23 protein-coding genes are annotated in these 20,086 nt (G+C 68.0%); 10 read left to right on the top strand and 13 right to left on the bottom strand.

The features are described from left to right. Positions 1 to 2: 2 nt before the first annotated feature. Complete coding sequence (locus ACTJKF_RS02765; protein WP_440622018.1) at positions 3 to 296, bottom strand: DUF2934 domain-containing protein; 294 nt, start codon at positions 294 to 296, stop codon at positions 3 to 5. Between the two features lie 122 nt (positions 297 to 418). Beyond that, positions 419 to 1,129 carry an MgtC/SapB family protein gene (locus ACTJKF_RS02770; protein ID WP_440622019.1) on the bottom strand — a complete coding sequence of 237 codons (711 nt, stop codon included), beginning with the start codon at positions 1,127 to 1,129 and terminating at the stop codon, positions 419 to 421. Positions 1,130 to 1,373: 244 nt separating this feature from the next. Here ACTJKF_RS02770 and hmpA point away from each other — a divergent pair, with 244 nt between their 5' ends. From hmpA to ACTJKF_RS02785, 3 genes are all read left to right on the top strand, one after another. Next, entirely contained in the window at positions 1,374 to 2,585 is a 1,212-nt protein-coding gene (gene hmpA, locus ACTJKF_RS02775; RefSeq protein WP_440622020.1) for an NO-inducible flavohemoprotein, read from the top strand. A 353-nt stretch (positions 2,586 to 2,938) separates the two neighbouring features. After that, the gene (locus ACTJKF_RS02780; RefSeq protein WP_440622021.1) at positions 2,939 to 3,223 is read left to right on the top strand and encodes a helix-turn-helix domain-containing protein; all 285 of its coding nucleotides are present in this window, start codon (positions 2,939 to 2,941) and stop codon (positions 3,221 to 3,223) included. Further along, positions 3,213 to 4,517, top strand: coding sequence for a HipA domain-containing protein (locus tag ACTJKF_RS02785; RefSeq protein WP_440622022.1), 1,305 nt, complete (start codon positions 3,213 to 3,215; stop codon positions 4,515 to 4,517). Before ACTJKF_RS02780 ends, ACTJKF_RS02785 begins: the two co-directional genes overlap by 11 nt. A 205-nt stretch (positions 4,518 to 4,722) precedes the next feature. Here the strand turns inward: ACTJKF_RS02785 and ACTJKF_RS02790 are convergent, their stop codons facing one another. Both ACTJKF_RS02790 and ACTJKF_RS02795 read right to left on the bottom strand, forming a co-directional pair. Then, the gene (locus ACTJKF_RS02790) at positions 4,723 to 4,935 is read right to left on the bottom strand and encodes a twin transmembrane helix small protein (protein WP_440622023.1); all 213 of its coding nucleotides are present in this window, start codon (positions 4,933 to 4,935) and stop codon (positions 4,723 to 4,725) included. Continuing rightward, the gene (locus ACTJKF_RS02795) at positions 4,932 to 5,282 is read right to left on the bottom strand and encodes a hypothetical protein (RefSeq protein ID WP_440622024.1); all 351 of its coding nucleotides are present in this window, start codon (positions 5,280 to 5,282) and stop codon (positions 4,932 to 4,934) included. Before ACTJKF_RS02795 ends, ACTJKF_RS02790 begins: the two co-directional genes overlap by 4 nt. Positions 5,283 to 5,609: 327 nt before the next feature. On the opposite strand from ACTJKF_RS02795, the gene ACTJKF_RS02800 reads away from it, so the two are divergent. Next, a complete protein-coding gene (locus ACTJKF_RS02800) occupies positions 5,610 to 6,368 on the top strand; it encodes a YoaK family protein (RefSeq protein WP_440622025.1) in 759 nt (252 codons plus the stop codon). 83 nt (positions 6,369 to 6,451) lie between these two features. Next, complete coding sequence (locus tag ACTJKF_RS02805; RefSeq protein WP_011349753.1) at positions 6,452 to 6,637, top strand: ribbon-helix-helix protein, CopG family; 186 nt, start codon at positions 6,452 to 6,454, stop codon at positions 6,635 to 6,637. A 36-nt stretch (positions 6,638 to 6,673) separates the two neighbouring features. On the opposite strand, the gene ACTJKF_RS02810 is transcribed toward ACTJKF_RS02805, so the two are convergent. Then, complete coding sequence (locus ACTJKF_RS02810) at positions 6,674 to 7,510, bottom strand: spermidine synthase (protein ID WP_440622026.1); 837 nt, start codon at positions 7,508 to 7,510, stop codon at positions 6,674 to 6,676. A gap of 47 nt (positions 7,511 to 7,557) precedes the next feature. Next, positions 7,558 to 7,896 carry a zinc ribbon domain-containing protein YjdM gene (locus tag ACTJKF_RS02815; protein WP_440622027.1) on the bottom strand — a complete coding sequence of 113 codons (339 nt, stop codon included), beginning with the start codon at positions 7,894 to 7,896 and terminating at the stop codon, positions 7,558 to 7,560. 364 nt (positions 7,897 to 8,260) lie between these two features. On the opposite strand from ACTJKF_RS02815, the gene ACTJKF_RS02820 reads away from it, so the two are divergent. From ACTJKF_RS02820 to ACTJKF_RS02830, 3 genes are all read left to right on the top strand, one after another. Beyond that, a complete protein-coding gene (locus ACTJKF_RS02820) occupies positions 8,261 to 8,524 on the top strand; it encodes an HPr family phosphocarrier protein (protein ID WP_440622028.1) in 264 nt (87 codons plus the stop codon). A 66-nt stretch (positions 8,525 to 8,590) separates the two neighbouring features. After that, on the top strand, positions 8,591 to 8,812 hold the full coding sequence (locus ACTJKF_RS02825; protein ID WP_440622029.1) for a hypothetical protein: 222 nt from the start codon (positions 8,591 to 8,593) through the stop codon (positions 8,810 to 8,812). 326 nt (positions 8,813 to 9,138) lie between these two features. Next, positions 9,139 to 9,693: a GNAT family N-acetyltransferase gene (locus ACTJKF_RS02830; RefSeq protein WP_440622030.1), complete on the top strand. Its 555-nt coding sequence runs from the start codon at positions 9,139 to 9,141 to the stop codon at positions 9,691 to 9,693. Positions 9,694 to 9,729: 36 nt separating this feature from the next. Here the strand turns inward: ACTJKF_RS02830 and ACTJKF_RS02835 are convergent, their stop codons facing one another. From ACTJKF_RS02835 to ACTJKF_RS02845, 3 genes are all read right to left on the bottom strand, one after another. Next, complete coding sequence (locus ACTJKF_RS02835; protein WP_440622145.1) at positions 9,730 to 11,427, bottom strand: efflux transporter outer membrane subunit; 1,698 nt, start codon at positions 11,425 to 11,427, stop codon at positions 9,730 to 9,732. Positions 11,428 to 11,435: 8 nt separating this feature from the next. Beyond that, entirely contained in the window at positions 11,436 to 13,028 is a 1,593-nt protein-coding gene (locus tag ACTJKF_RS02840; RefSeq protein ID WP_440622031.1) for a DHA2 family efflux MFS transporter permease subunit, read from the bottom strand. An 85-nt stretch (positions 13,029 to 13,113) separates the two neighbouring features. After that, entirely contained in the window at positions 13,114 to 14,571 is a 1,458-nt protein-coding gene (locus ACTJKF_RS02845) for an HlyD family secretion protein (RefSeq protein ID WP_440622032.1), read from the bottom strand. Between the two features lie 166 nt (positions 14,572 to 14,737). On the opposite strand from ACTJKF_RS02845, the gene ACTJKF_RS02850 reads away from it, so the two are divergent. Next, a complete protein-coding gene (locus ACTJKF_RS02850; RefSeq protein ID WP_440622033.1) occupies positions 14,738 to 14,962 on the top strand; it encodes a hypothetical protein in 225 nt (74 codons plus the stop codon). 272 nt (positions 14,963 to 15,234) lie between these two features. Further along, positions 15,235 to 16,125 (top strand): manganese catalase family protein, encoded by an 891-nt coding sequence (locus ACTJKF_RS02855; RefSeq protein WP_440622034.1) that lies wholly within the window; start codon positions 15,235 to 15,237, stop codon positions 16,123 to 16,125. 118 nt (positions 16,126 to 16,243) lie between these two features. On the opposite strand, the gene ACTJKF_RS02860 is transcribed toward ACTJKF_RS02855, so the two are convergent. The 4 genes from ACTJKF_RS02860 to ACTJKF_RS02875 all read right to left on the bottom strand — a co-directional run bounded on the left by ACTJKF_RS02860 (position 16,244) and on the right by ACTJKF_RS02875 (position 19,915). Beyond that, positions 16,244 to 16,747, bottom strand: a complete 504-nt coding sequence (locus ACTJKF_RS02860; RefSeq protein ID WP_440622035.1) for a DUF1641 domain-containing protein — start codon at positions 16,745 to 16,747, stop codon at positions 16,244 to 16,246. A 109-nt stretch (positions 16,748 to 16,856) separates the two neighbouring features. Further along, the gene (locus ACTJKF_RS02865; protein ID WP_440622036.1) at positions 16,857 to 17,339 is read right to left on the bottom strand and encodes a BON domain-containing protein; all 483 of its coding nucleotides are present in this window, start codon (positions 17,337 to 17,339) and stop codon (positions 16,857 to 16,859) included. 352 nt (positions 17,340 to 17,691) lie between these two features. Next, a complete protein-coding gene (locus ACTJKF_RS02870; RefSeq protein WP_440622037.1) occupies positions 17,692 to 18,258 on the bottom strand; it encodes a hypothetical protein in 567 nt (188 codons plus the stop codon). A 1,399-nt stretch (positions 18,259 to 19,657) separates the two neighbouring features. Further along, complete coding sequence (locus tag ACTJKF_RS02875; protein WP_440622038.1) at positions 19,658 to 19,915, bottom strand: PAAR domain-containing protein; 258 nt, start codon at positions 19,913 to 19,915, stop codon at positions 19,658 to 19,660. Positions 19,916 to 20,086: the final 171 nt, after the last annotated feature.

Consider the following 20,086-nt stretch of genomic DNA (forward strand, 5'->3'; position numbering starts at 1 on the left):
TCTCACCGCTTGCGGCGCTTTTCGTGCGCGACCTCGCCGGGCGGGACCGCACCGACGTCCTCCAGCGACTCGCCGGGACGGCGGCGCTTCGCGGACTGCGTGACCGGCCAGTCCGCAGCGGGCTCGGCGCTGTCGTCCGCCCTGCCCTCCGCACCAGCGGCCGCGCTGCCTTGCTGCGCATCGAACTGCTGCTCGGCCTGCCGCCAGTATTCATCGGCCCTGCCGTCCGGCGCGCCGTCGGCCTGCCACAGCCGGTAAGCACGCTCCCTGATCTGCGTTTCCCTGTCCTGGTTCATGTGGCTCTCCGTATCTGCCGCGCCGCGCATCGGTCCGGGCGCGAGGGTGTCGATGCCGCGCCGAGCGTCGACGACAGGCGGCCTGTTGCCGGAGCATCGCGCGTTCCGGACGCCCGCGCGGCTCAGTTCTCCGTCGAGCAGCGAACCGCCGTCAGGCCGGCCGTTTCGACGATCCGCATCAGCTGCTTCAGCATCACGTCGGTGGCGGGCGCCTCGCGCCATTGCACGAGCAGATCGTCTTCCCGCAACGCAACCGTCGCCGTTTCGCGAAAACCCCGCGTCCGGCAGCGAAAGCCCGCGTCGCGCAGCTGCGCGACCAGATGTTCGGGCGCTGCCGAGCCGAGCGGATATTCGACCGTGATCAAGGCGGTCCTGACGCTGCGCACCCGCTGCTCGACCCATCTCAGCGGCCACACGACGAGGAGTCCGAGCACGACCGCGAGCGCACCGAGCGACAGCTGGCCGCCCCCGATGCACAGTCCGATGACGGTGACGAACCACAGCGTCGCGGCCGTGGTCACGCCGGATACGAGGCCGTCGCGATGCAGGATCGCGCCGGCGCCGATGAAACCCATTCCGGTCAGGATGCCAAGCGGCAACCGCATCAGGTCGAGCACCGAGAACGCGCCTTCCGGCTTGCCGGCCTGCAGCAGCAACGCATTGACCTGCAGCATCGACAGGCAGGCGGCGAGACACACGAGGATCGTCGTGCGCAGCCCGGCCGTCTTGCCGGATTCGCTGCGGTCGAGCCCGATCAGCCCGCCCGCGACCAGCGCGAGCGCGATCCTGACGAGGACGTCATTCCACTGAAGTACGACCGGCATCGGCTCCATGCGGGCCTCCATGCAAAGCGCCATGCGTGATGCGTCGCGGCGCGCAAGGTTCAGGCCCGGCACGCACACTGCCGGCACCTTGACCGGTCGTTCGGCCCGAACCGACAATAGGCGCTCGATCCGGTGCACCCGCGGGTTCGACGCCTGCACCGGATTTCCGCACCGATACGACAGCCGGGCGGCACCGCCCGTCGCCCGCCCGCTCGCTTTCGCGCACCACGCCCCCTTACGAAGGAGTTCGACCATGCTTACGCAGAAAACGAAAGATATCGTCAAGGCCACCGCCCCGGTCCTCGCGCAACACGGTTACGACATCATCAAATGCTTCTATACGCGCCTCTTCGACGCGCATCCGGAGCTGAGGAACGTGTTCAACATGGCGCACCAGGAACAGGGGCAACAGCAGCAGGCCCTGGCGCGCGCCGTCTATGCGTATGCGGAAAACATCGAGGATCCGGGCAGCCTCGGCGCCGTGCTGAAGAACATCGCGAACAAGCATGCGAGCCTCGGCGTGCGGCCCGAGCACTATCCGATCGTCGGCGAGCACCTGCTCGCGGCGATCAAGGAAACGCTCGGCGACGCGGCGACCGACGACATCATCTCCGCGTGGGCACAGGCGTACGGCAACCTCGCCGACGTGCTGATGGGCATGGAAAGCGGCCTGTACGAACAGTCGTCCGAGCGGCTCGGCGGCTGGACCGGCTGGCGCACCTTCGTCGTGCGCGAGAAGCGGCCCGAAAGCAGCGTGATCACGTCGTTCGTCCTCGAGCCGGCCGACGGCAAGCCGGTCGCGAACTTCGAGCCCGGCCAGTACATCAGCGTGGGCGTCGACGTGCCCGCACTCGGGCTGCAGCAGATTCGCCAGTACAGCCTGTCCGACATGCCGAACGGGCACACGTACCGGATCTCGGTGAAGCGCGAAAGCGGCGGCAACTACCCGCCCGGCTATGTGTCGTGCCTGCTGCACGATCACGTGAACGCCGGCGACGAGATCAAGGTTGCCGCGCCGTACGGCAACTTCCATATCGACGTCAATGCGAAGACGCCGATCGTGCTGATCAGCGGCGGCGTCGGACTGACGCCGATGATCAGCATGCTGAAGCGCGCGATTCAGGATCCGCAGCGCCAGGTCGTGTTCGTGCACGGCGCGCGCAACAGCAGCGTGCACGCGATGCGCGACCGGCTGCGCGAGACCGCGAAGACGTATGCGAACTTCAACCTCGTCGTGTTCTACGACGATCCGCTGCCGCAGGACATCGAAGGAACGGATTACGACCTCAAGGGCCTGGTCGACGTGAACGCGATCAAGGGCGCCATTCTGCAGCCCGATGCCGATTACTACATCTGCGGGCCGGTGCCGTTCATGCGGATCCAGCACGATGCGCTGAAGCATCTCGGGATCCACGAGGCGCGGATTCACTACGAGGTGTTCGGGCCGGACCTGTTTGCGGAATGACGGACCGGTGTCGCCCGTCGCGCGGGATGGCGGCGGGCGGCGCCGGCCCACGGGCGGCGACGTCGGTCCGATCGCCGCCGCCCACGAATGTCCGCCCCGGTCGGCGGTGCCGGCATGACCGGCCGCATGCACCCGCGAGCGGCATGACGGTGCGCACGACCTCTCTCCGTATCCAGCCGGATACGGAACGCGCTCTTTGTCACGATTGCGCGGCTCTCTGTATCCGAGCGGGTACGAAATGCCGCATCGGGCGCCGTGAGCGCAGCTCCGTTCCTGAGCGGATACGAAATGATGCCCGAGCCGGCGACTTGTGCAATACTGTTCCCGATCAGATACGAAGCACGGAGAACGTCATGTCGGAGTTCCGATCCGTCGACACGATCGGCGCGCTCGCCCACCTCATCCGCGCGGCGCGGCTTCAGCAAGGCTTCACGCGCGACGAACTCGCGAACGCGACGGGGCTGTCGCCAAAATTCATCAGCCAGGTGGAAGCCGGCAAGCCGACCGCGCAAATCGGCAAGGTCATGCTGCTGCTCGGCGAACTGGGCGTGCGCCTGTACGCCGAGTCGTCGGTCGAGATTTCGGCAGCCACCGCGCTGAAGGCCGCGCAACGCCGCAGGAGCAGCCATGGCGGCTAGCACGCTGATCGCGTCCGCCAACGGCGTGCGCATGGGCACGCTGACCGACGACCGGGGGATCTGGTCGTTCGCGTACGCCCCGCACTGGCTCGCGTCTCCCACCGCGTATCCGTTGTCGCCGGCCTTCCCGCTGCGCGCCGACACCTTCACCGACACGTCGACCGATCGCCCGGTCCAGTGGTTCTTCGACAACCTGCTGCCCGAGGAAGGCATGCGGACGTCGCTCGCGCGCGAGGCAAAGGTCGATGCGGCCGACGCGTGGGGGCTGCTCGCGTATTTCGGGCGCGAATCGGCCGGCGCGCTGACGTTGCTCGCCGACGGCGAGCAGGAAGCTGCCGGCAGCCTGCAGCCGCTGTCGCTCGACGAGCTCGAGCGTCGGATCCAGGCGATGCCCGAGCGCGCGCTGACGGCCACCGCGCCCAAGCGCATGTCGGCAGCCGGCGCACAGCAGAAGCTGCTGCTGGTGCTGCGCGGCGACGCGCCCGATTACGCGCTGTACGAACCGGTCGGCAGCGAGCCGTCGATGCACCTGCTCAAGCCGGACATGCGCGCGGCCGGCTATCCGCACTCGGCAATCAACGAGTTCTTCTGCATGACGCTCGCGCAGAAGATGGGGCTCGACGTACCCGACGTGCATTTCCTGCGCGCGCCGTCCGCGTGCTACGTGATCGACCGGTTCGACCGCGACGTCGCATCGGAACCGGCCGGCCGCATTCATACGATCGATGCGATGCAGTTGCTGAACTACGACCGCGGCTTCAAGTACCAGCGGGCGAACGCGCAGGAACTCGCCCGCGCGATCGACCGCACCAGCACGCGGGCGCTCGCGCGCCTGTCGGTGTTCCGCTGGACCGTGTTCAACGTGGTGGTGGGCAATGCCGACGCGCACCTGAAGAACCTGTCGTTCTTCGTCGACGCGCGCGGCTACCGGCTTGCGCCGTTCTACGACATCGTCAGCACGGTCGTGTATCACACGCCGACGCACCGCCCCGACCATCGCGGCGATCACTGGCCGCACTGCGAACTGACGATGCCGCTCGGCAATGCGACGCGGTTTGCCGATATCGACGTGGAGGCGCTGATCGCGTTCGGTCAGGCACTCGGGCTCAAGGACAAGGCGGCCGCCAGCGAACTGCAGCGCTTTCTCGAACCGCTCGACCGCCAGGTCGCGCTCGCCCTCGATGAAGTGCGGGCAATCGCGCGGCCGGATGCCGGCGAGACGCGCTTGCTGAACTCGATCGCGGCCATGCCGATCGCGGAAATGGGGCGCGCGCTCAGGCGGACGGGCGGTTGAGCGGGAACAGGCGAGCGTCCGCGTCGACCCCGCCCTGAAACCTCGGCGCGGCCCGCGCCGAACGCAGCTCCCGGACGGCGATTTCAATCGTGATATTCATCCGCATCGACTCTATCAGGATAAGTTTTCTTATCACAACACCACGATTTCGGAGCAAAACCCGAGCGCACCGAAACACGTTACCTCCGGACGGCGCGCTCGCGCGTCACCGCCCGATCGGCAGCCCGGTCGGTTCGATCCACCCGAGCTTGTATGCGATCAGAAGCGACAGGAACAGCGTGATCGACATCCCGACGCGCGCCGCGAGCGACCACGCCATCCGCTTGCTCTTGCCGCGGTCGTGATTCATGAAATACAGCGCGAAAATCAGGCTTGCGATAATCAGCGCGAACGCCATCGAAACCAGCGCAATCTTCATCGTTGATGCTCCTCGAGGCCCGCATCGGCCTTCAGCAGTTCAGTCAGTCTTTGCCGCTCGGCAGCGACGTCGGCGACACCCGACGCCGGCCAGTCCAGCGCCACGCCATTCCCCAGCGAATCGCGTACCAGCGTCTGGTAACGCCGGTCGCTGATCCGTCCCTGGTCCATCGCCTCCGAGATCTCATGTCGAAACGGTAGCGGAAAGCTCGCGTATCCGCGCGACAGCGCCGCATATTGCCGCGCGTCGATCTCCTTCGACGACGGGACGATGGCCCACACCACGACGGCCACGATGGCCGCGAAAGGGATCGCAGTGTAGCGAAGAACGAACTTGATCGGGGTCATGACGCGGATATCGAAGTGACGGCGATGGGACGGCGCCGCGTGACGGCACGCACGGGCCGGATGGAACCTGAAGCGGCCGGACGACCGGCCACGCGGATGACGGCGCCACCCCGGCCAAGCCGGCGTCGGCGACGTCGGCCGATATTGTACTTAAAGACAAATACGACTAGCAGAGTATGATAATGTCGTTAGCATGTTTTGCAGATCATCCGAGTGATCCGGCACCTCTTGCGGGCGGCCCGCCGCCTGATGCGCACGTGCCCCGCGCGATCGAGCGAAACCGTTGTGAAGCCCCTGCAAGCCCTGTGAAGCCCCTGTGAAGCCCTTATGCCAGCGCAGTACTTTCGAAGCCTGACGGGAAAACACCGCAGCGCGACCGCGAACCGTCAGCTCGGGTTCTCGCTGGCCTTCGTCGCGGGCGCGGCCAACGCCGGCGGTTTTCTCGCGGTCAGGCAATACACGTCGCACATGAGCGGCATCGTGTCGGCGATCGCCGACCAGACGGCGCTCGGCGATATCCCGTTGGCACTGGCCGGCATCAGCTCGCTGGGCTCGTTCCTGATCGGCGCCAGCTGCTCGGCGATCCTCGTCAACTGGGGACGGCGCCGTGGCCTGCACAGCCAGTTCGTGCTGCCGCTCCTGGTCGAGGCCGTGCTGCTGCTCCTGTTCGGGCTGCTCGGCAGCCATCTCGCGCTGTGGGAGGCCCTCTTCGTGCCGGCCACCGTCACGCTGCTGTGCTTCATCATGGGGCTGCAGAACGCGACGATCACGAAACTGTCGGGCGCGGAAATCCGCACGACACACGTGACCGGCATCGTGACCGACCTCGGCATCGAGCTCGGCAAGCTGTTCTACTGGAACCGGTCGGCCATCGACGTGGACGCGCATGCGGTGATCGCCAACCGCTCGAAACTGAGGATTCACGCGACGATGCTCGCGTCGTTCTTCGTCGGCGGCCTCGCCGGCGCGATCGGCTTCAAGCATGTCGGCTACGTATCGACCGTGCCGCTTGCGGGCCTGCTCGTGACGCTCGCGGCCATGCCCGTGATCGACGATCTGCTCGCGTGGCTCGAACGCCGGCATTGAGCCGGCGCACGCACCGCAATGGCGCAGCGCCGAAAGCGGATGGATTATAATTTGATTAACATATCCACCAACCTTGCCTCACGATGGAAACGAAAACCGCCCGCCTGACCGTCCTGATCGATCCCGCCAAGAAAGAAGCGTTCGAAATGCTCTGCGCGGAGCAGGATCTGACACCGTCGCAGGTCGTGCGTCAGTTGATCCGCGAGTATCTCGACCGGCACGGCGTCACGTACAAGACCAAGAGCGCGCTCGGCAAGCGGATGAAGTAACGGTCGACGCCGGCCGCGGCCGCACCCGCGGCGCCGTCACGCGCAGATTTCCCAGCGTGCATGTTCACGCGCGCGCCAGACCAGCCGCGCGGGATCGATCCCTTCCCCGGCCTTCATGCGTCGCGCGGTGGATGACAACTTGAGCTCGCCGGCGGATCCGAACGCGAGCGCACGCTCGAGCAGGATGCGCAGCGACGGCAACGGGTTGCCGTTCTTCCACGCGAACGCGATGAAGTTGTTGTCGTCGCCGCATGGCACCAGCGCATACGAATCGTCGAACACCGCGCGCAACTGCTCGAGATGCCGCGGCAGCGCCGGATCGTCGTCCATGACGTTGATCGCGAGCACGCCCGTTTCGCTCAGCCGTGCGCGGCACGCATCGAGAAAGGCGGTGCCCGTGCAGTTGCCCGGCGTGCCGTCGGCGACGAACGCATCGTGCAGGATCACGTCCGCCCGGACCTCCGGCCGTTCCACATAGTCCGCGCCGTCGGCGCAGACCACCGCGAAGCGGGCATCGTCCCGTGGAATCCGGAACACGTCGCGCAACGCGATCACGTCCGGGTTGATCTCGACCGCGTCGATCGCCGTGTCGGGCAGGTGCCGATAACAGTACTTCGCCAGCGATCCGCCGCCGAGCCCGATCATGCAGATGCGCGCGGGCGCCGGCTGCAGCAGCAGGAAACCCATCATCACGCGCGTATAGCCGAGCTCGAGCCGGAGCGGATCCTTCAGCGACATGAAGCTCTGCGTGCCGAAGTGGTCGAAGTGCAGCGACACCGCGTGCTTCGTCTCGAGCACGAACGGACGGCCGTCGTTCAACGGCATCGCCAGGAACCGCAGGAATGCGTCATAGGAAATTCGATCCTCGCTCATGCTCGGCAGGCCCTGGGAAGTGGGAAAGTCGGTCGAACCGCGCGCGGTCAGACCTTTTTCAGGTAGCAGGCCTTCAGCATGAAGCCGCCCATGTCGGTCTTGCAATCGACTTCGTGATCGCCGCCGACGAGCCGGATGCTCTTCACCTTGGTGCCCATCTTCAGCGTGATCGACGAGCCCTTCACCCGCAAGTCCTTGATCAGCACGACCGAGTCGCCGTCCGACAGCACGTTGCCGTTCGCGTCCTTGACGACGTCGCCGGCCGGTTCGTCGCCGGCTTCGGCGCCGGCCGACCATTCATGGCCGCAGTCCGCGCACACGTACAGCGTGCCGTCCGGGTAGGTGTTTTCCATCGCGCATTGCGGGCAGGCGGGGGCGGCGTTCATTGCAGCTTCCATTCGGTGGGGGTTCGGGTCAATCAAAAAAATGCCGGGCACGCCAGCGCGTGACCCGGACCGCGCGTCGCACTGCCCCGCCGACAGGGCGGCGGGCCGGACTTCACGCACACGACATTATAATGCAATACACATGATCCAGATGTCGTATTATAATCGTCAGCTTTCGACCATTCGCAGGACTTGATGGCGGTTTCGCTGAGGATGTCGACATGTTCGAGATGAATGATGCACCGGCGCGGGGCGCGCGACGTCCGGCGCCCTGTCGGAAAGCCGCTTTCCGCACTCGCCCGCGGCGCTGCCGGCCAGCCGTTGCGCGCGGCTCCGACGACTTTCCCCAAGGCTGATCCGCATCGTGGCAACCGTCGTCTACGTTGAAATCGGCCCCGCGTGGAACCGCAGCCGCGCGAGCATGGCCCGCGACGCGATCGTCGCGGCGGCGCACCGCTTCGAAAGCGACATCCTGTTGATCGCCAACGGGCTCAGCAGCAACGCGAAGGACGCAACGGCCATCGCGGCGCTGCAGATGCACGGCGGCACGTCCGCGCAGGTGCTGGCCACCGGCCCCGACGAGGACGCCGCGCTCCAGGCGCTGCTGCCGCTGCTGCAGGCGGACTGACCGCGCGTCAGCCCGATCCCACGGCCTCGTGCCGTTCACCCCGAATTATCAATCCCGGAGGAAGCAATGAACGACAACGTCATGTCCAACACCCCCAGCCTGTCGGCGTCCGCGCTGTGGGCGCTCGAGCGTCTCGCCGATGTGCGCTACGGCCGCGATGCGCCGGCGCTCGGCTGGTCGGTCGAACAGGAACTCGTCGGTGCAGGCTTCGTCAGCCATGCCGCGAATGGCCGCTCCGGTGCGTCGATCACCGCGCACGGGCGCAGCTTCCTGAAGAGCCGGAAGTAGGCACACCCGGGCACGATGCCGCTTCATGCGAAGCGGGCCGCCGGCATGTCGATGCGCGCGCGACGGCAGACTGCCGCGCATGACGTTCGCCACATGCTGCCGGCGGTCGCCCCGCGGCGTTGAGCGGCCGGCACCACGGGCAGGCCGCCGGCCAGTGCCGGCCCCGGCGGGCATCGATCGGCGTCGGCGCGGGCCATCGGGGAATGCGTGCGCATTCCCCGACGCAGACGGGGGTTTGCAAGCGCGCCGCGGTTTCCACGGTATCGTACGAGGCCGGGGCGCGGCGCCGTGCGCCGCCTTCGCCCTCCTTCCTCATGGACCGCCAGATGACCTTCAGCGCGCTGCCGCCCGTTTCCGCTCCCCCCGTCATCGAAACACCCCGCCTGATCCTCGAAGGTCATCCGCTCGGCGACTTCGACGCACTCGCCGCGATGTGGGCCGAGCCGGCCGTCGTCGCGCACATCTTCAACGGCCAGCCGTCGGCAACGCGCGACTCGTGGATGCGGATGCTCGCGTATCGCGGACTATGGCCGCTGCTCGGCTACGGCTACTGGGCGCTTCGCGAGAAGGCATCGGGCCGATATGTCGGCGATCTCGGCTTCGCCGACTTCCACCGCGCGGTCGAGCCGTCGATTCGTGGCGTGCCGGAAGCCGGCTGGGCGCTCGCGGGCTGGGCGCACGGCAAGGGCTATGCGACCGAAGCGCTCGCGCATGCGCTCGACTGGCTCGATGCGCAGCACCGCTTCGAACGCAGCGTGTGCCTGATCGCGCCGACCAACGCCGCGTCGATCCGCGTCGCGGAGAAGGCCGGGTATGCCGATCCGGTGCGAATCCGCTTCAACGACGCCGATTCGCTGCTGTTCTCGCGCGCGTGCCGGTAAGCGCGATGCCGCGCACCGGCCGCCGCCTTGCCGGCGCTATCGTGCGCGGGTCGCATCGGCCGATGAGGGCGACGCCGGCGGCGCGCTGACCGCCTTCGCTTCCGGCGTCGAGCCGGTCTGCCATCCGCCGCCCAGCGCCTTGTACAGCGCGACGAGATCGGTCGTCGTCTGCAACGCGCCCTGCACCGCCTGCTGCCGCCCTTCCGACCATTGCCGTTGTGCGTCGAGCACGTCGAGGAACGGCGACAGCCCCTTGCGGTAACGATCGCGCGCGAGTTCCAGCGCACCCTGCTCGGCCTTCACCGCGTCGTCGAGCGCGGCCGCGCGCGTCTGGTCGGTGCGGTACACGGCCAGCGCGTTGTCGACGTCGCGCAGCGCGACGAGCACGGCCTGCCGGTACGCGAGCGCCGCCTCGGCCTGGCGCGCCTGCGACAGCCGCAGGTTCGACACCCGTTGCCCGCCCGCAAAGATCGGCAGCGACACGGCCGGCCCGAACGAATAGAACAGATGCGACCAGTGCGCGAGCTCGCGCACGTGCGACGCGCGCAGCCCGACCTGCCCCGTCAGCGAGATGTCCGGATAGAACTGCGCGACCGCGACGCCGACGTCGGCGGTCGCCGCATGCAGGTCGGCTTCCGCGCGGCGAATGTCGGGCCGCCGGCGCGCCAGCGTCGACGGCAGCCCGACCGGCACGGTGGGCGGCACGCCCGGCAGTGCGTGCGGCGCGTCGAGCCAGTCGTCCAGCGCGCCCGGCGCACCGCCGACCAGATACGCGAGCCCGTTGCGCAGCAGCACGATCTGCTGGTCGAACTGCGGCAACTGCGCGCGGATCTGCGCGAGCCGCGCATCGGCGCTGCGCACGTCGAGGTCGCTCGCGAGCCCGTGCACGGCCTGGTCGCGCGTGAGGTCGAGCAGGTCGCGCTGCGCGCGCTGCAGGTCGTCGGCGAGGGCGCGTTGCGCTTGCGCGCCGCGCAGTTGCAGATAGGTCTGCGCGACTTCCGCCTCGAGCGACAGCAGCGCATCGTCGCGGCTCGCGACCGCCGCGCTCGCTTGCGCGCCGGCCGATTCGACCGAGCGGCGCACGCGTCCGAACAGGTCGAGCTCCCATGACGCGTCGAACCCGGCCTGCCACAGATTGACCGGCGCTTCGAGCGCGTCGATCGCGCCGCGCGCGCCCTGCTGAACGCCTGCACCGGTGCCCGGCCCGAAGCGGTCGAGCGGTGAACCCGGCGCCCCAAGGCGATCGACGCGCCGGTCGATGCCCTGATCCTCGATGATCCCTTTCAGGCCGAGCTGCTCGCGCTGATAGCTCGCGCTCGCGCGCACGTTCGGCAAGCCTTGCGCGGCGGCCGCGCGCACCTGCGCACGCGCCTGCGCGATGCGCAGCACGGCGGCCTGCACGTCGAGGTTGTCGTGCGCCGCACGCTCGACGAGCCGGTCGAGCAGCGGATCGCCGAACGCGCGCCACCAGCGCGGATCGGGATCGGCGCCAGTCACCGGCGACGATCGCACCGGATCGCCGGGCCGGGACACGGCCGATGCCGTCGATGTGCCCGACGCCGGCGACGCGGCATCGGCCACCCGCACGTCATGCCAGTTCGCCGGCACCTCCGCCTGCGGCGGCTTGAAATCCGGCCCGACCGTACAGCCCGCGAGCGCCGCGCACGCGGCGAGCATCGTGGCGATGCCACGCGCGTGCAGCGGGAGCCGGCGCGCGCCGCGTTGCCGGTGCATGGTCATCGTCAGTGTCCTCCCCCGCCGCGTGCGGCCTTCACCGGCGAAAACAGGAACGTCAGCGGAATGCTCAGCGCGCAGAACACCGCGAGGATCGCGAACACGTCGATATACGCGAGGATCGTCGCCTGCGAGACGAACGTCTCGTAGAGCCGCCCGGTGGCCGTCTCGAGCGCTGCCGGCGGCGGCGCGCCCGACAGCGCGCCGATCGTGCGCGCATGCTCGTGCAGCGCGTCCTGAAAGTTCTGCGACAGCGGCGACAGGTGCGTGGACAGGTGCGCCATGCGCGCCTGCGTGCGCTCACGAATCAGCGCGGTCGACACCGAGATGCCGATCGAGCCCGCGACGTTGCGGAACATCGTGAACAGCGCCGATGCATCGTCGTTCAGCCGCTGCGGCACCGTCAGATAGGCGAGCGTCGTGATCGGCACGAACATGAAACCGATCGCGAGCGACTGCGCGCAGCGGATCATCACCAGATGCTTGTAGTCGATGTCCGGCACCAGCGTGCGCGAATAGACGAGCGCGCCCGACAGCAGCACGAAGCCGAACCCGACCAGATAGCGCGTCTGCACGTGCGGCATCAGCCGGCTCACGATCGGGATTTCCATCGTGATCAGCAGCGCGCCGGGCGACAGCACGAGGCCCGCGAGCGTCGCCGTATAGCCGAGATGCTGCTGCGCGAGCTGCGGGACGATCACCGCGCTGCCGTACAGCACCGCCGCGAACGTCGCGATCGTCACGCAGCCGAGCGCGAAGTTGCGGTCGCGCAGGCACGACAGGTCGACCACCGGTTTCTTGGTGCGCAGCAGCCACAGCGCCGCGCCGATCAACCCGAGCGCCGACAGCACCGCGAAGAGACGGATGAAGTTCGAGCCGAACCAGTCCTCGTCCTCGCCGCGATCGAGCATCACCTGCAGGCAGCCGAGCCCGATCGCGATCAACCCGATGCCGATGTAGTCGACGCCGATCCCGCGCTCGGCGCCACGCCGCCACGGCGGATCCTCGACGAGCTGCATCACCGCGAGCACCGTCAGCGCGCCGATCGGCACGTTGAGCAGGAACACCCAGCGCCACGAGAAATGGTCGGTGATCCAGCCGCCGAGCGTCGGCCCGAGCACCGGCGCGACGACGATCGCGATCGCCGAAATCGAGAACGCGCGGTTGCGTTGCTCGGGCGGGAAGGTATCGAGGATGATCGACTGCTGGTTCGGCTGCAGCCCGCCGCCGAACAATCCCTGCAGCACGCGGAACACGATCAGTTCGCCGAGGTTGGTCGCGATGCCGCACAGGAACGAGCACACGGTGAACGCGGCGATGCACAGCAGGAAGTAGCGCTTGCGGCCGAGCAGCCGCCCGAAGAAACCGGAGATCGGCAGCACGATGCCGTTCGCGACGAGGTACGACGTGAGCGTCCAGGTAGCCTCGTCGTAGCTCGCCGACATCGTGCCGGCGATATGCGGCAGCGCGACGTTGACGATCGTCGTGTCGAGCACTTCCATGAACGCGGCGAGCGTGACGACGATCGCGATGACCCACGGGTTCGCGGCCGGGCGCCACGCGCCGCCGGACGCGGCGGGCCGGTCGGGCGGCCGGTTCATCGGCGGGCCCCGCGCAGCGACGCGGGGGGAGGAATGTCGGGCATCGGATCGCTCCGGTGAAAGCGGGCCACCGCGCGGCGGCCGGTCATTTCAGATGCACGGTCGGTTCGGCCGACAGACCGAGACCGAGCGGCGGATGATTCGGCAGCGGGCCGTCGAGCACGATCTTCACGGGCACGCGCTGCACGATCTTCACGAAATTGCCGGTCGCGTTCTCGGCCGGAAACGCGGAGAAGCGCGCGCCGCTGCCGAGCTGGATGCTGTCGACGTGACCGTGCAGGTCGAGATCGGGATACGCGTCGACCGACACGTCGACGCGATCGCCGATCCGCATCCGTTCGAGTTGCGACTCCTTGAAGTTCGCGGTGATCCACACGCGCGGCATGACAATCGAGAAAATCGACGCGCCGGCTTGCAGGTACGAGCCGAGCTGCACGTTGCGTCGCGTGACCCAGCCGTCGGACGACGCACGCAGTTCGCAGTACGACAGGTTGAGATCGGCGGTATCGAGTTGCGCCTGTGCCTGCAGCACCTGCTGGCGGCGCTCCTCGACGGCCGTTTCGGCCTGGCGGATCTGCTGCGGCACGAGGCTCGCGGTGCGCGCCTGCGCCTGGGCCATCGCGACGTTGGCATCGGCGCTCGCACGCTGCGCGTCGGCCGCATCGATCGCCTGCTGCGACGTCGCACGCGCGTCGACCGCGCGCTGCCGCTCCTGCGCGGCGAGCGCCTGCCGGTACGCCGCTTCCGCCGATTCGATCTGCGCACGCGCCTGCCGGTACTGCGCCGGATACTGCACGCGCGCGATGTCGAGCTGCACGCGCGACGCGTCGAGCCGGGCCTGCGCGAGGCCGAGTTGCGCACGAGCGGCGTCGACCTGCGCGCGATAGTCGCGCGGATCGATCTCGACGAGCACGTCGCCGCGATGCACGAAGGTGTTGTCGTCGACCGCGAGCCGCGTCACGTAGCCGGACACGTGCGGCGCGACGGCCACCGCGTTGCCGTCGGTGTACGCGTCGTCGGTGCTTTCCTGGTCGCGCGTCATCAGCCACCACACGAGCCCCGCGATCACCAGCACGAACAGCACCGCGCCGAGGATGAGCAGCGGCTTCTTGCCGGGTCGCTTGCGTTCGCCTTCGCCGTTGTCGCCGTCGCCATCGCCGCCGGTGCGGCCGCCGCGATCGTCGTGCGGATGGCCGTCGCCGCCGCCACCACCCGGCGCGTCGGTGTCGCGGTCGTCCTGACGGCCTTGGCCGGTGCCGCCGCCGCGACCGCCGTCGGGTCCGCCGTCGCCGGCACGGGCAACAGGCACGGACGGTGCGAGCCCGGTGGGTCCGGCAAGGCCGGTGCCGGACAGTCCGATGTGTCGGCCGAGTCCGGTGCGCCCCGTCACCGCGCCGACGGCTGAAAGCGCCGGGGCCGGATCCAGCGCAACGAAGCCCGCCTCGTGCGCTTCCGTACCGCGTCGTCCCGTCGTGAACGCGCGCCGGAACACGGCGCACCATCGCTCATGGATGGACAACGGGAACAGGGTCGCATCGGGCATGAAAGATCGCTCCAGGCGGGGGCCGCGTGCGACATTGCACGGGCCGGCCTCAAGCGGCCGAGCAAGCAAGCCGCGCGCCCGATCGGGACGTCGCACGACGGAGGCGGCCGGCACGCGCGATGCGTGACGCGTTCGATCCCGCCATGACCAGAGGACGGCCGCCCCGATGACACGATCGACTTCTCTCGACACCGATTCGCAAGGACAGGACCGTGGCGACAGCACGCCCGGCCCCGAAGGCAAGCGTCGCGGCACCGACACGCCGCCGCCGCGCAGCGCGCACGACCCCGCGGAGGGCAAGCCGGAACCGTCCGACGATGGCGCGCCGGCACCTCGCACGGATGAGTCGCCGCAGCGCGCGCCGGCGCCCGAACGTGGCGGCACGCGCTGAGCCGCGCATCACCCGTGCCGGCCGCCGAGGTGCCGATGTGACGTGTCGGGCCCGCGGCAGAAATGACAACGCGTTGAAAAATCGCGGACGCGCGCGTCGGGCGGCATATCCGATGCGCGACACGCGTGTCTCCGCGCGGATCCGCAGGCCCGGCGTGCGCGGCTTTGCCTCCGTCAGCCCTTCCGCTCCCGCGGCCCCGCCTCGCCACTATAGGCGCGCCCCGTGCTCGATCGCCGTCGCAGGCGTCGTTCATCTCTTCCCACGGAGGTTTCATGTTCATCCACAACACCCGGCTTCAGTACACCGTGCGCGTCGGCGCACCGAATCCCGGCCTCGCGAACCTGCTCCTCGAGCAGTTCGGCGGACCGCAGGGCGAACTCGCCGCCGCGATGCGTTACTTCACGCAGGCGATCGCCGAAGAGGATCCCGGCCGCAAGGACATGCTGCTCGACATCGCCACCGAGGAGCTGAGCCACCTCGAGGTGATCGGCTCGATGGCCGCGATGCTGAACCGCGGCGCGAAGGGCGAACTCGCCGAAGCGGTCGACCAACAGGCCGATCTCTACCGCAAGCTGCACGGCGCGGGCAACGACAGCCACGTGACGCAGGTGCTGTACGGCGCGGGCGCACCGTTGACCAATTCGGGCGGCGTACCGTGGTCGGCCGCGTATATCGACACGATCGGCGAACCGACCGCCGACCTGCGCTCGAACATCGCGGCCGAGGCGCGCGCGAAAATCATCTACGAGCGGCTGATCAACGTAACCGACGATCCCGGCATCCGCGACGCGCTGGGGTTCCTGATGACGCGCGAGGTCTCGCACCAGGTGTCGTTCGAGAAGGCGCTCTACGCGATCACCGGCAACTTCCCGCCGGGGAAACTGCCGCCGAAGCCGCCGTACGATCGCGTGTACTTCCGGATGCAGGAAGGCGAACCGGTGCCGGGCCCGTGGAACCGCGGCGATTCGCTGGCGTTGCGGCGCGGCGAGCCGGCGGTGGACGGCGGCGATGGCGCCGCGAAGGGCGCGGTCGAGCCGCAGCAGTCGCAAGCGCTCGAAGCGATGACGCGGCGCCTCGCGTCCGATCCGGGCTGCGATCCGGTCACCGGTGCCGAGCTCGGCGCCGGCGCGCCGCGCGACAGCACGGCAGCGGGCAAACGCTGAGCAGCGCCGGCATGAGCGGCGCGGGCGGCATGAGCGCGGGGCCGCCTGCGCCGCATCCGCGACGATGCGGCGCAGGCGCGGCGATGCCGACTGCCCGGCCTGCCGCGGCTCGCCGCCGTCACGCGTCGGTCGGCCGCTCGCTGACCGACGGGTTCGCCGGGTTCGCCGGGTTCACCGGGTTGTGCGGCTCGCGCGCGAGGCCTTGCGCGAACACCTTCAACCCTTCGAGCAACGGCGTCAGCGCATCCCACAAGGCTTCGTCGTGGAGCAGCCGGTACACGCCGCGCACGCCGGGTGCGACGTGTTCGTGCTCGGCCGGCTTCCACGCGCCGATGTGATGCATCGCGTCGGCGGCCGCGAACACGGCCTTGCCGAACTGCTCCGGCGGAATGCGCGACAGCGCCATCACGAGCGCGGCGAGGTTCTGCACGCCGCTTTGCGTACCCGGCTTGTCGAACGCGCCGACGAACGTCTCGGCCATCTGCGCGTTCGCGCTGACGACTTCGTTCGCGAAGCGCAGGAAGCCGTGCCGGTGCAAGCTGCCGAGCAGGCTTTCGAGCGCGTGGTGCGCATCGGGCTGCGGAGCCGGACGGTTCGTGTCGGGGGTCGGGTGATCGGTCATCAGCTGTGCTCCGGATGGGACGCCGCGTGAGCGCCCTCGCGGCAGCCACGCGTGCGTCGAATTCGTGTCGTGCTTCGTTCACCGCGCCCACCGGCGCGAACCTCCGCCGTCAGTGCATCGGACCGCCGGGCGGTGCCTTGTACTCGCTGCGCGCGCCCATTGCATCCTCGACGGCCTTCACGCCGTGCAGCGCGGCCACGCCGTCGACGACGGCATACCGCTCCGTTTCTTCGACCTGCCCGCTCAGGCGCACGTTGCCGCGCTCGACGGTCACGTCGACGTCGCGCGGATGCCCGACCAGATGGCCCAGCGCGGCGCGCACGCGTTCGGCGATCTGCGTGTCGTTCGCGTCGCCGGCAAGCCAGTCGGCGCGCAACCCCGCGATCTTGCCGCGCGCATGGTCGGCCGCGCGCTTCGCCTGCGTGGTGGCATAGTCTGCCACGCCGTGCCGGCCCGCGACGGCCTTGTCGCGCACATACGCGCGCCGCCGCCGGCCCGACGCCGGATCGAGGAAATACATCGCCGCCGCGCCGCACGCGACGGCCACCGCCAGATTCAACAGCGGGTTGTTCCAACGTGTTCTGGAAGTCATGGGAGCACCGTAATCGATACCCGGAACCGCCGGGCTTCGTCGTCAGGGGCAAGCACATGCCGTTCCTCCTCCGCCCACGTCAGGCGGCGCGGCGTGGGCGCGCGGCGCCGCGAACGACGGGCTGTGCGCGTGCGCGGCAACCGTGCAAGCGAAATGACAAGCCGTTGAAAAATGCTCGATCGGCGAACGCTTGCCGTTCGCGATGTAGTGCCGAAGCCGGGGCGACGTGGAGCGAATCCGACCTGACCACTGCCGTCCGGGGGCACAAAATCAAGATTGCGCGCTGAGTGCCGGAGCGGATGGCGCCACGTTCCAGGGGGTTGGGTCCGCGATCCCCGTCCCGCCAGCCCACTCATTCGTTTCTTGCTGGATCCCTCACGACGGCAGCGTGCCGACACGCCGATGAACCATTCTCGAGCGCCGCCCCCGACAGAACCTCCTTTGTGGCTCGCGGCGATTCAGGGAGCGCAAGGTCACCGTACAAGCGATGGAAGGCGTCAACGACTCGGACCTTGGGGCGGGCTCGCCTTGAACTGATCCACAGCGGCGAACCCTGCTGCTTGTACCACCTCCAGCCGTTCGCCGCCGTGATCTGCATGCCCCGGTCGGGACATTTGCCGTCGGCGATGTCCTCGTGATACAAACGCATCGCCATCTGCTGCCGCCAGTGACGAAGCGCATCCGGGCCAACCCAGCACAGCGTCGCAGCCCATAGTCCAGCCTCAAGCATGAACGGCCACGTGGTACCCAATGCCTGTACGGCCATCCGGCAAACGATCGTCTCCCAGACTGCACAGAGTATCGCGCCCGCCCAGAACAGATACAGTACGGCGTAGCGGCGATGCCTGCTCCACCGTCCCGACCTGCGAATCGCGCGTTCGATTTCGTGCCACGCATCGCGTGTTCGGCGCTTGATCATGTCCGCTCCTTTGAACGTTGCAACTTACTGAGAAAGTCGTCTTCCAGCAAACGCCGATTCAGTATCGAACCGCCTATCTGGATCGGAAACATCAGGATCACCAGCGCCAGCACCGCCCAGCTGATCCACGGCCTCATGACGCCGAACGTCTCGGCTCCGAGCATTGTCAAACAGGCCACCCCCACCAAGCCGATGGTCGTGGACAAACTGAGCATCCGGCAATACTCGGCCTTGACGGGCTCAACCGGGGCGAGCTGTGTGCCGATCAGGTTCAGTTGCACGCCGTGCCGTGCCGGCGTGGCGACCAGTTGTACGCCTTGGCCGTGCTGCACGATCTGCGCCGCCAGCGCGCGCAGCAACAACGGGCTGACTGGCCCCGGCTCACCGATCGCTTCATCGAGGTCGTGCGTCGGCAAATCGAGTCCGCTGTCCTTGACGGCGGATACGGTAGCGTGCCGGAGATGTCCGGGCAGTCTGCTCGTCCACAGGTGCTTGATCCGGGCGGGTGGGACCTGNCGCAGCAGGGCGGCGGTTGCGTCCATCGCCTCATCCGCTTCGGCCGTGATGGGCCGGAACAGATACGCCTGCGGCCTGCGCTTGCCACGATAGTTGCCCATCACGTCAGACGAAGTAGTCAAAAGCGCTACTGCGGCCTCCGACCAGGCCGGTGCCTGGTCAGGTCGGTGCAGCTGGCACGCAAGGGTGAGCACGAATTCCGCCGGCGGGTGATCGTTGCCAAACCAAGGCTCGGTGAGTGACAGCGGCGTATCGAGCGATACCCAGGAGAACGAGACGAGATCAGGCAGGCGTAGGCGCTGCCAAAGCTGCCTCAACTCGGACAAATCGTCCTGCGTGCCCGATTGCAGGTAGACGTGCAGCGAACGGGTGCGCGCGATGCCGCCAATGGTCGCCGATAATGGCGTCAAGAGGCCGGTGAGTACGGCTTCGAGCCGCGTCTCGCTGGAAGCCTGATCCTGGCTCGCCAGCGGTAGCCGCTTACCGGCATTTACCGGGCGCGACCCTTCCAGGCCTAACATGCGTTCGGCCAGTCCGACCTCCGGTGTGAGCGTCGCGCTAGCGACGATGACGACACGCCGCTGCGCCCAGCGTCGCCAGTTCGCGTGTATCTCGCGGCACCGGTGGTTCCACCAGTCCGTATCGTTGACCTCTTGCTCGTAGGCGCTGTAGAGGCTCGCGCATAAGACAACCGTCAGCGCAACCGGCAGGCCCAGCAAGCGTATAAAAAAGTCGCCGGACGCAATCGGCTGCGGTCCCCACGTCAGCACCGTGATGACCACCCCGGCCGTTTGAATGACGATGTAGATGGCGAACGGGATCCATAGCGACGGTGGCTTGCCGCATACGCGAGGCGAGATCTGTCGCATGTGCCATTGCATGCTCATGCGATCGACACTCCCGACGATTCGGCAATGACACAACTGCCGCACTCCGTGCGACATTGATCGACGGCCCACCTGCGCCCGCCTTCGCTATAGCCGGCACCCGTCTCGATGATGCGGTTATCGCCGTGCTCGGGGCACGACACCATGTCGTGCAGCAAGGCTACCTTTCGGCCGTCGAGGGTGAACGTGGACGAGGCGGATTTGACCGTGCCGCCGTGTGTTGTCGGGTCACCGAGACAAACGGGATTTTTCATGATCTTGTTCCTTGCAGCGAGGGAGACGCGTATTAGCGCACTAGCGGCGCATTCGGGTTGGTCGGCTTGATCGATGCGTCGCATGTGATGCGGTCTTGGCCGGAGGGAGTGCGAGTATTCTCAGCCAACGGAACGCCGTATTCAATTCGCAAGCCGCTCGGCAGTTTCGAA

This window comes from Burkholderia sp. 22313 (assembly GCF_052045245.1).
Lineage (GTDB): Bacteria > Pseudomonadota > Gammaproteobacteria > Burkholderiales > Burkholderiaceae > Burkholderia.

Bases quoted from the DNA above. Each gene is read 5' to 3' on its own strand.
- ACTJKF_RS02765 (WP_440622018.1), bottom strand. From the start codon at position 296: ATGAACCAGGACAGGGAAACGCAGATCAGGGAGCGTGCTTACCGGCTG.
- ACTJKF_RS02770 (WP_440622019.1), bottom strand. From the start codon at position 1,129: ATGGAGCCGATGCCGGTCGTACTTCAGTGGAATGACGTCCTCGTCAGG.
- hmpA (WP_440622020.1), top strand. From the start codon at position 1,374: ATGCTTACGCAGAAAACGAAAGATATCGTCAAGGCCACCGCCCCGGTC.
- ACTJKF_RS02780 (WP_440622021.1), top strand. From the start codon at position 2,939: ATGTCGGAGTTCCGATCCGTCGACACGATCGGCGCGCTCGCCCACCTC.
- ACTJKF_RS02785 (WP_440622022.1), top strand. From the start codon at position 3,213: ATGGCGGCTAGCACGCTGATCGCGTCCGCCAACGGCGTGCGCATGGGC.
- ACTJKF_RS02790 (WP_440622023.1), bottom strand. From the start codon at position 4,935: ATGAAGATTGCGCTGGTTTCGATGGCGTTCGCGCTGATTATCGCAAGC.
- ACTJKF_RS02795 (WP_440622024.1), bottom strand. From the start codon at position 5,282: ATGACCCCGATCAAGTTCGTTCTTCGCTACACTGCGATCCCTTTCGCG.
- ACTJKF_RS02800 (WP_440622025.1), top strand. From the start codon at position 5,610: ATGCCAGCGCAGTACTTTCGAAGCCTGACGGGAAAACACCGCAGCGCG.
- ACTJKF_RS02805 (WP_011349753.1), top strand. From the start codon at position 6,452: ATGGAAACGAAAACCGCCCGCCTGACCGTCCTGATCGATCCCGCCAAG.
- ACTJKF_RS02810 (WP_440622026.1), bottom strand. From the start codon at position 7,510: ATGAGCGAGGATCGAATTTCCTATGACGCATTCCTGCGGTTCCTGGCG.
- ACTJKF_RS02815 (WP_440622027.1), bottom strand. From the start codon at position 7,896: ATGAACGCCGCCCCCGCCTGCCCGCAATGCGCGATGGAAAACACCTAC.
- ACTJKF_RS02825 (WP_440622029.1), top strand. From the start codon at position 8,591: ATGAACGACAACGTCATGTCCAACACCCCCAGCCTGTCGGCGTCCGCG.
- ACTJKF_RS02830 (WP_440622030.1), top strand. From the start codon at position 9,139: ATGACCTTCAGCGCGCTGCCGCCCGTTTCCGCTCCCCCCGTCATCGAA.
- ACTJKF_RS02835 (WP_440622145.1), bottom strand. From the start codon at position 11,427: ATGCACCGGCAACGCGGCGCGCGCCGGCTCCCGCTGCACGCGCGTGGC.
- ACTJKF_RS02840 (WP_440622031.1), bottom strand. From the start codon at position 13,028: ATGAACCGGCCGCCCGACCGGCCCGCCGCGTCCGGCGGCGCGTGGCGC.
- ACTJKF_RS02845 (WP_440622032.1), bottom strand. From the start codon at position 14,571: ATGCCCGATGCGACCCTGTTCCCGTTGTCCATCCATGAGCGATGGTGC.
- ACTJKF_RS02850 (WP_440622033.1), top strand. From the start codon at position 14,738: ATGACACGATCGACTTCTCTCGACACCGATTCGCAAGGACAGGACCGT.
- ACTJKF_RS02855 (WP_440622034.1), top strand. From the start codon at position 15,235: ATGTTCATCCACAACACCCGGCTTCAGTACACCGTGCGCGTCGGCGCA.
- ACTJKF_RS02860 (WP_440622035.1), bottom strand. From the start codon at position 16,747: ATGACCGATCACCCGACCCCCGACACGAACCGTCCGGCTCCGCAGCCC.
- ACTJKF_RS02865 (WP_440622036.1), bottom strand. From the start codon at position 17,339: ATGACTTCCAGAACACGTTGGAACAACCCGCTGTTGAATCTGGCGGTG.
- ACTJKF_RS02870 (WP_440622037.1), bottom strand. From the start codon at position 18,258: ATGATCAAGCGCCGAACACGCGATGCGTGGCACGAAATCGAACGCGCG.
- ACTJKF_RS02875 (WP_440622038.1), bottom strand. From the start codon at position 19,915: ATGAAAAATCCCGTTTGTCTCGGTGACCCGACAACACACGGCGGCACG.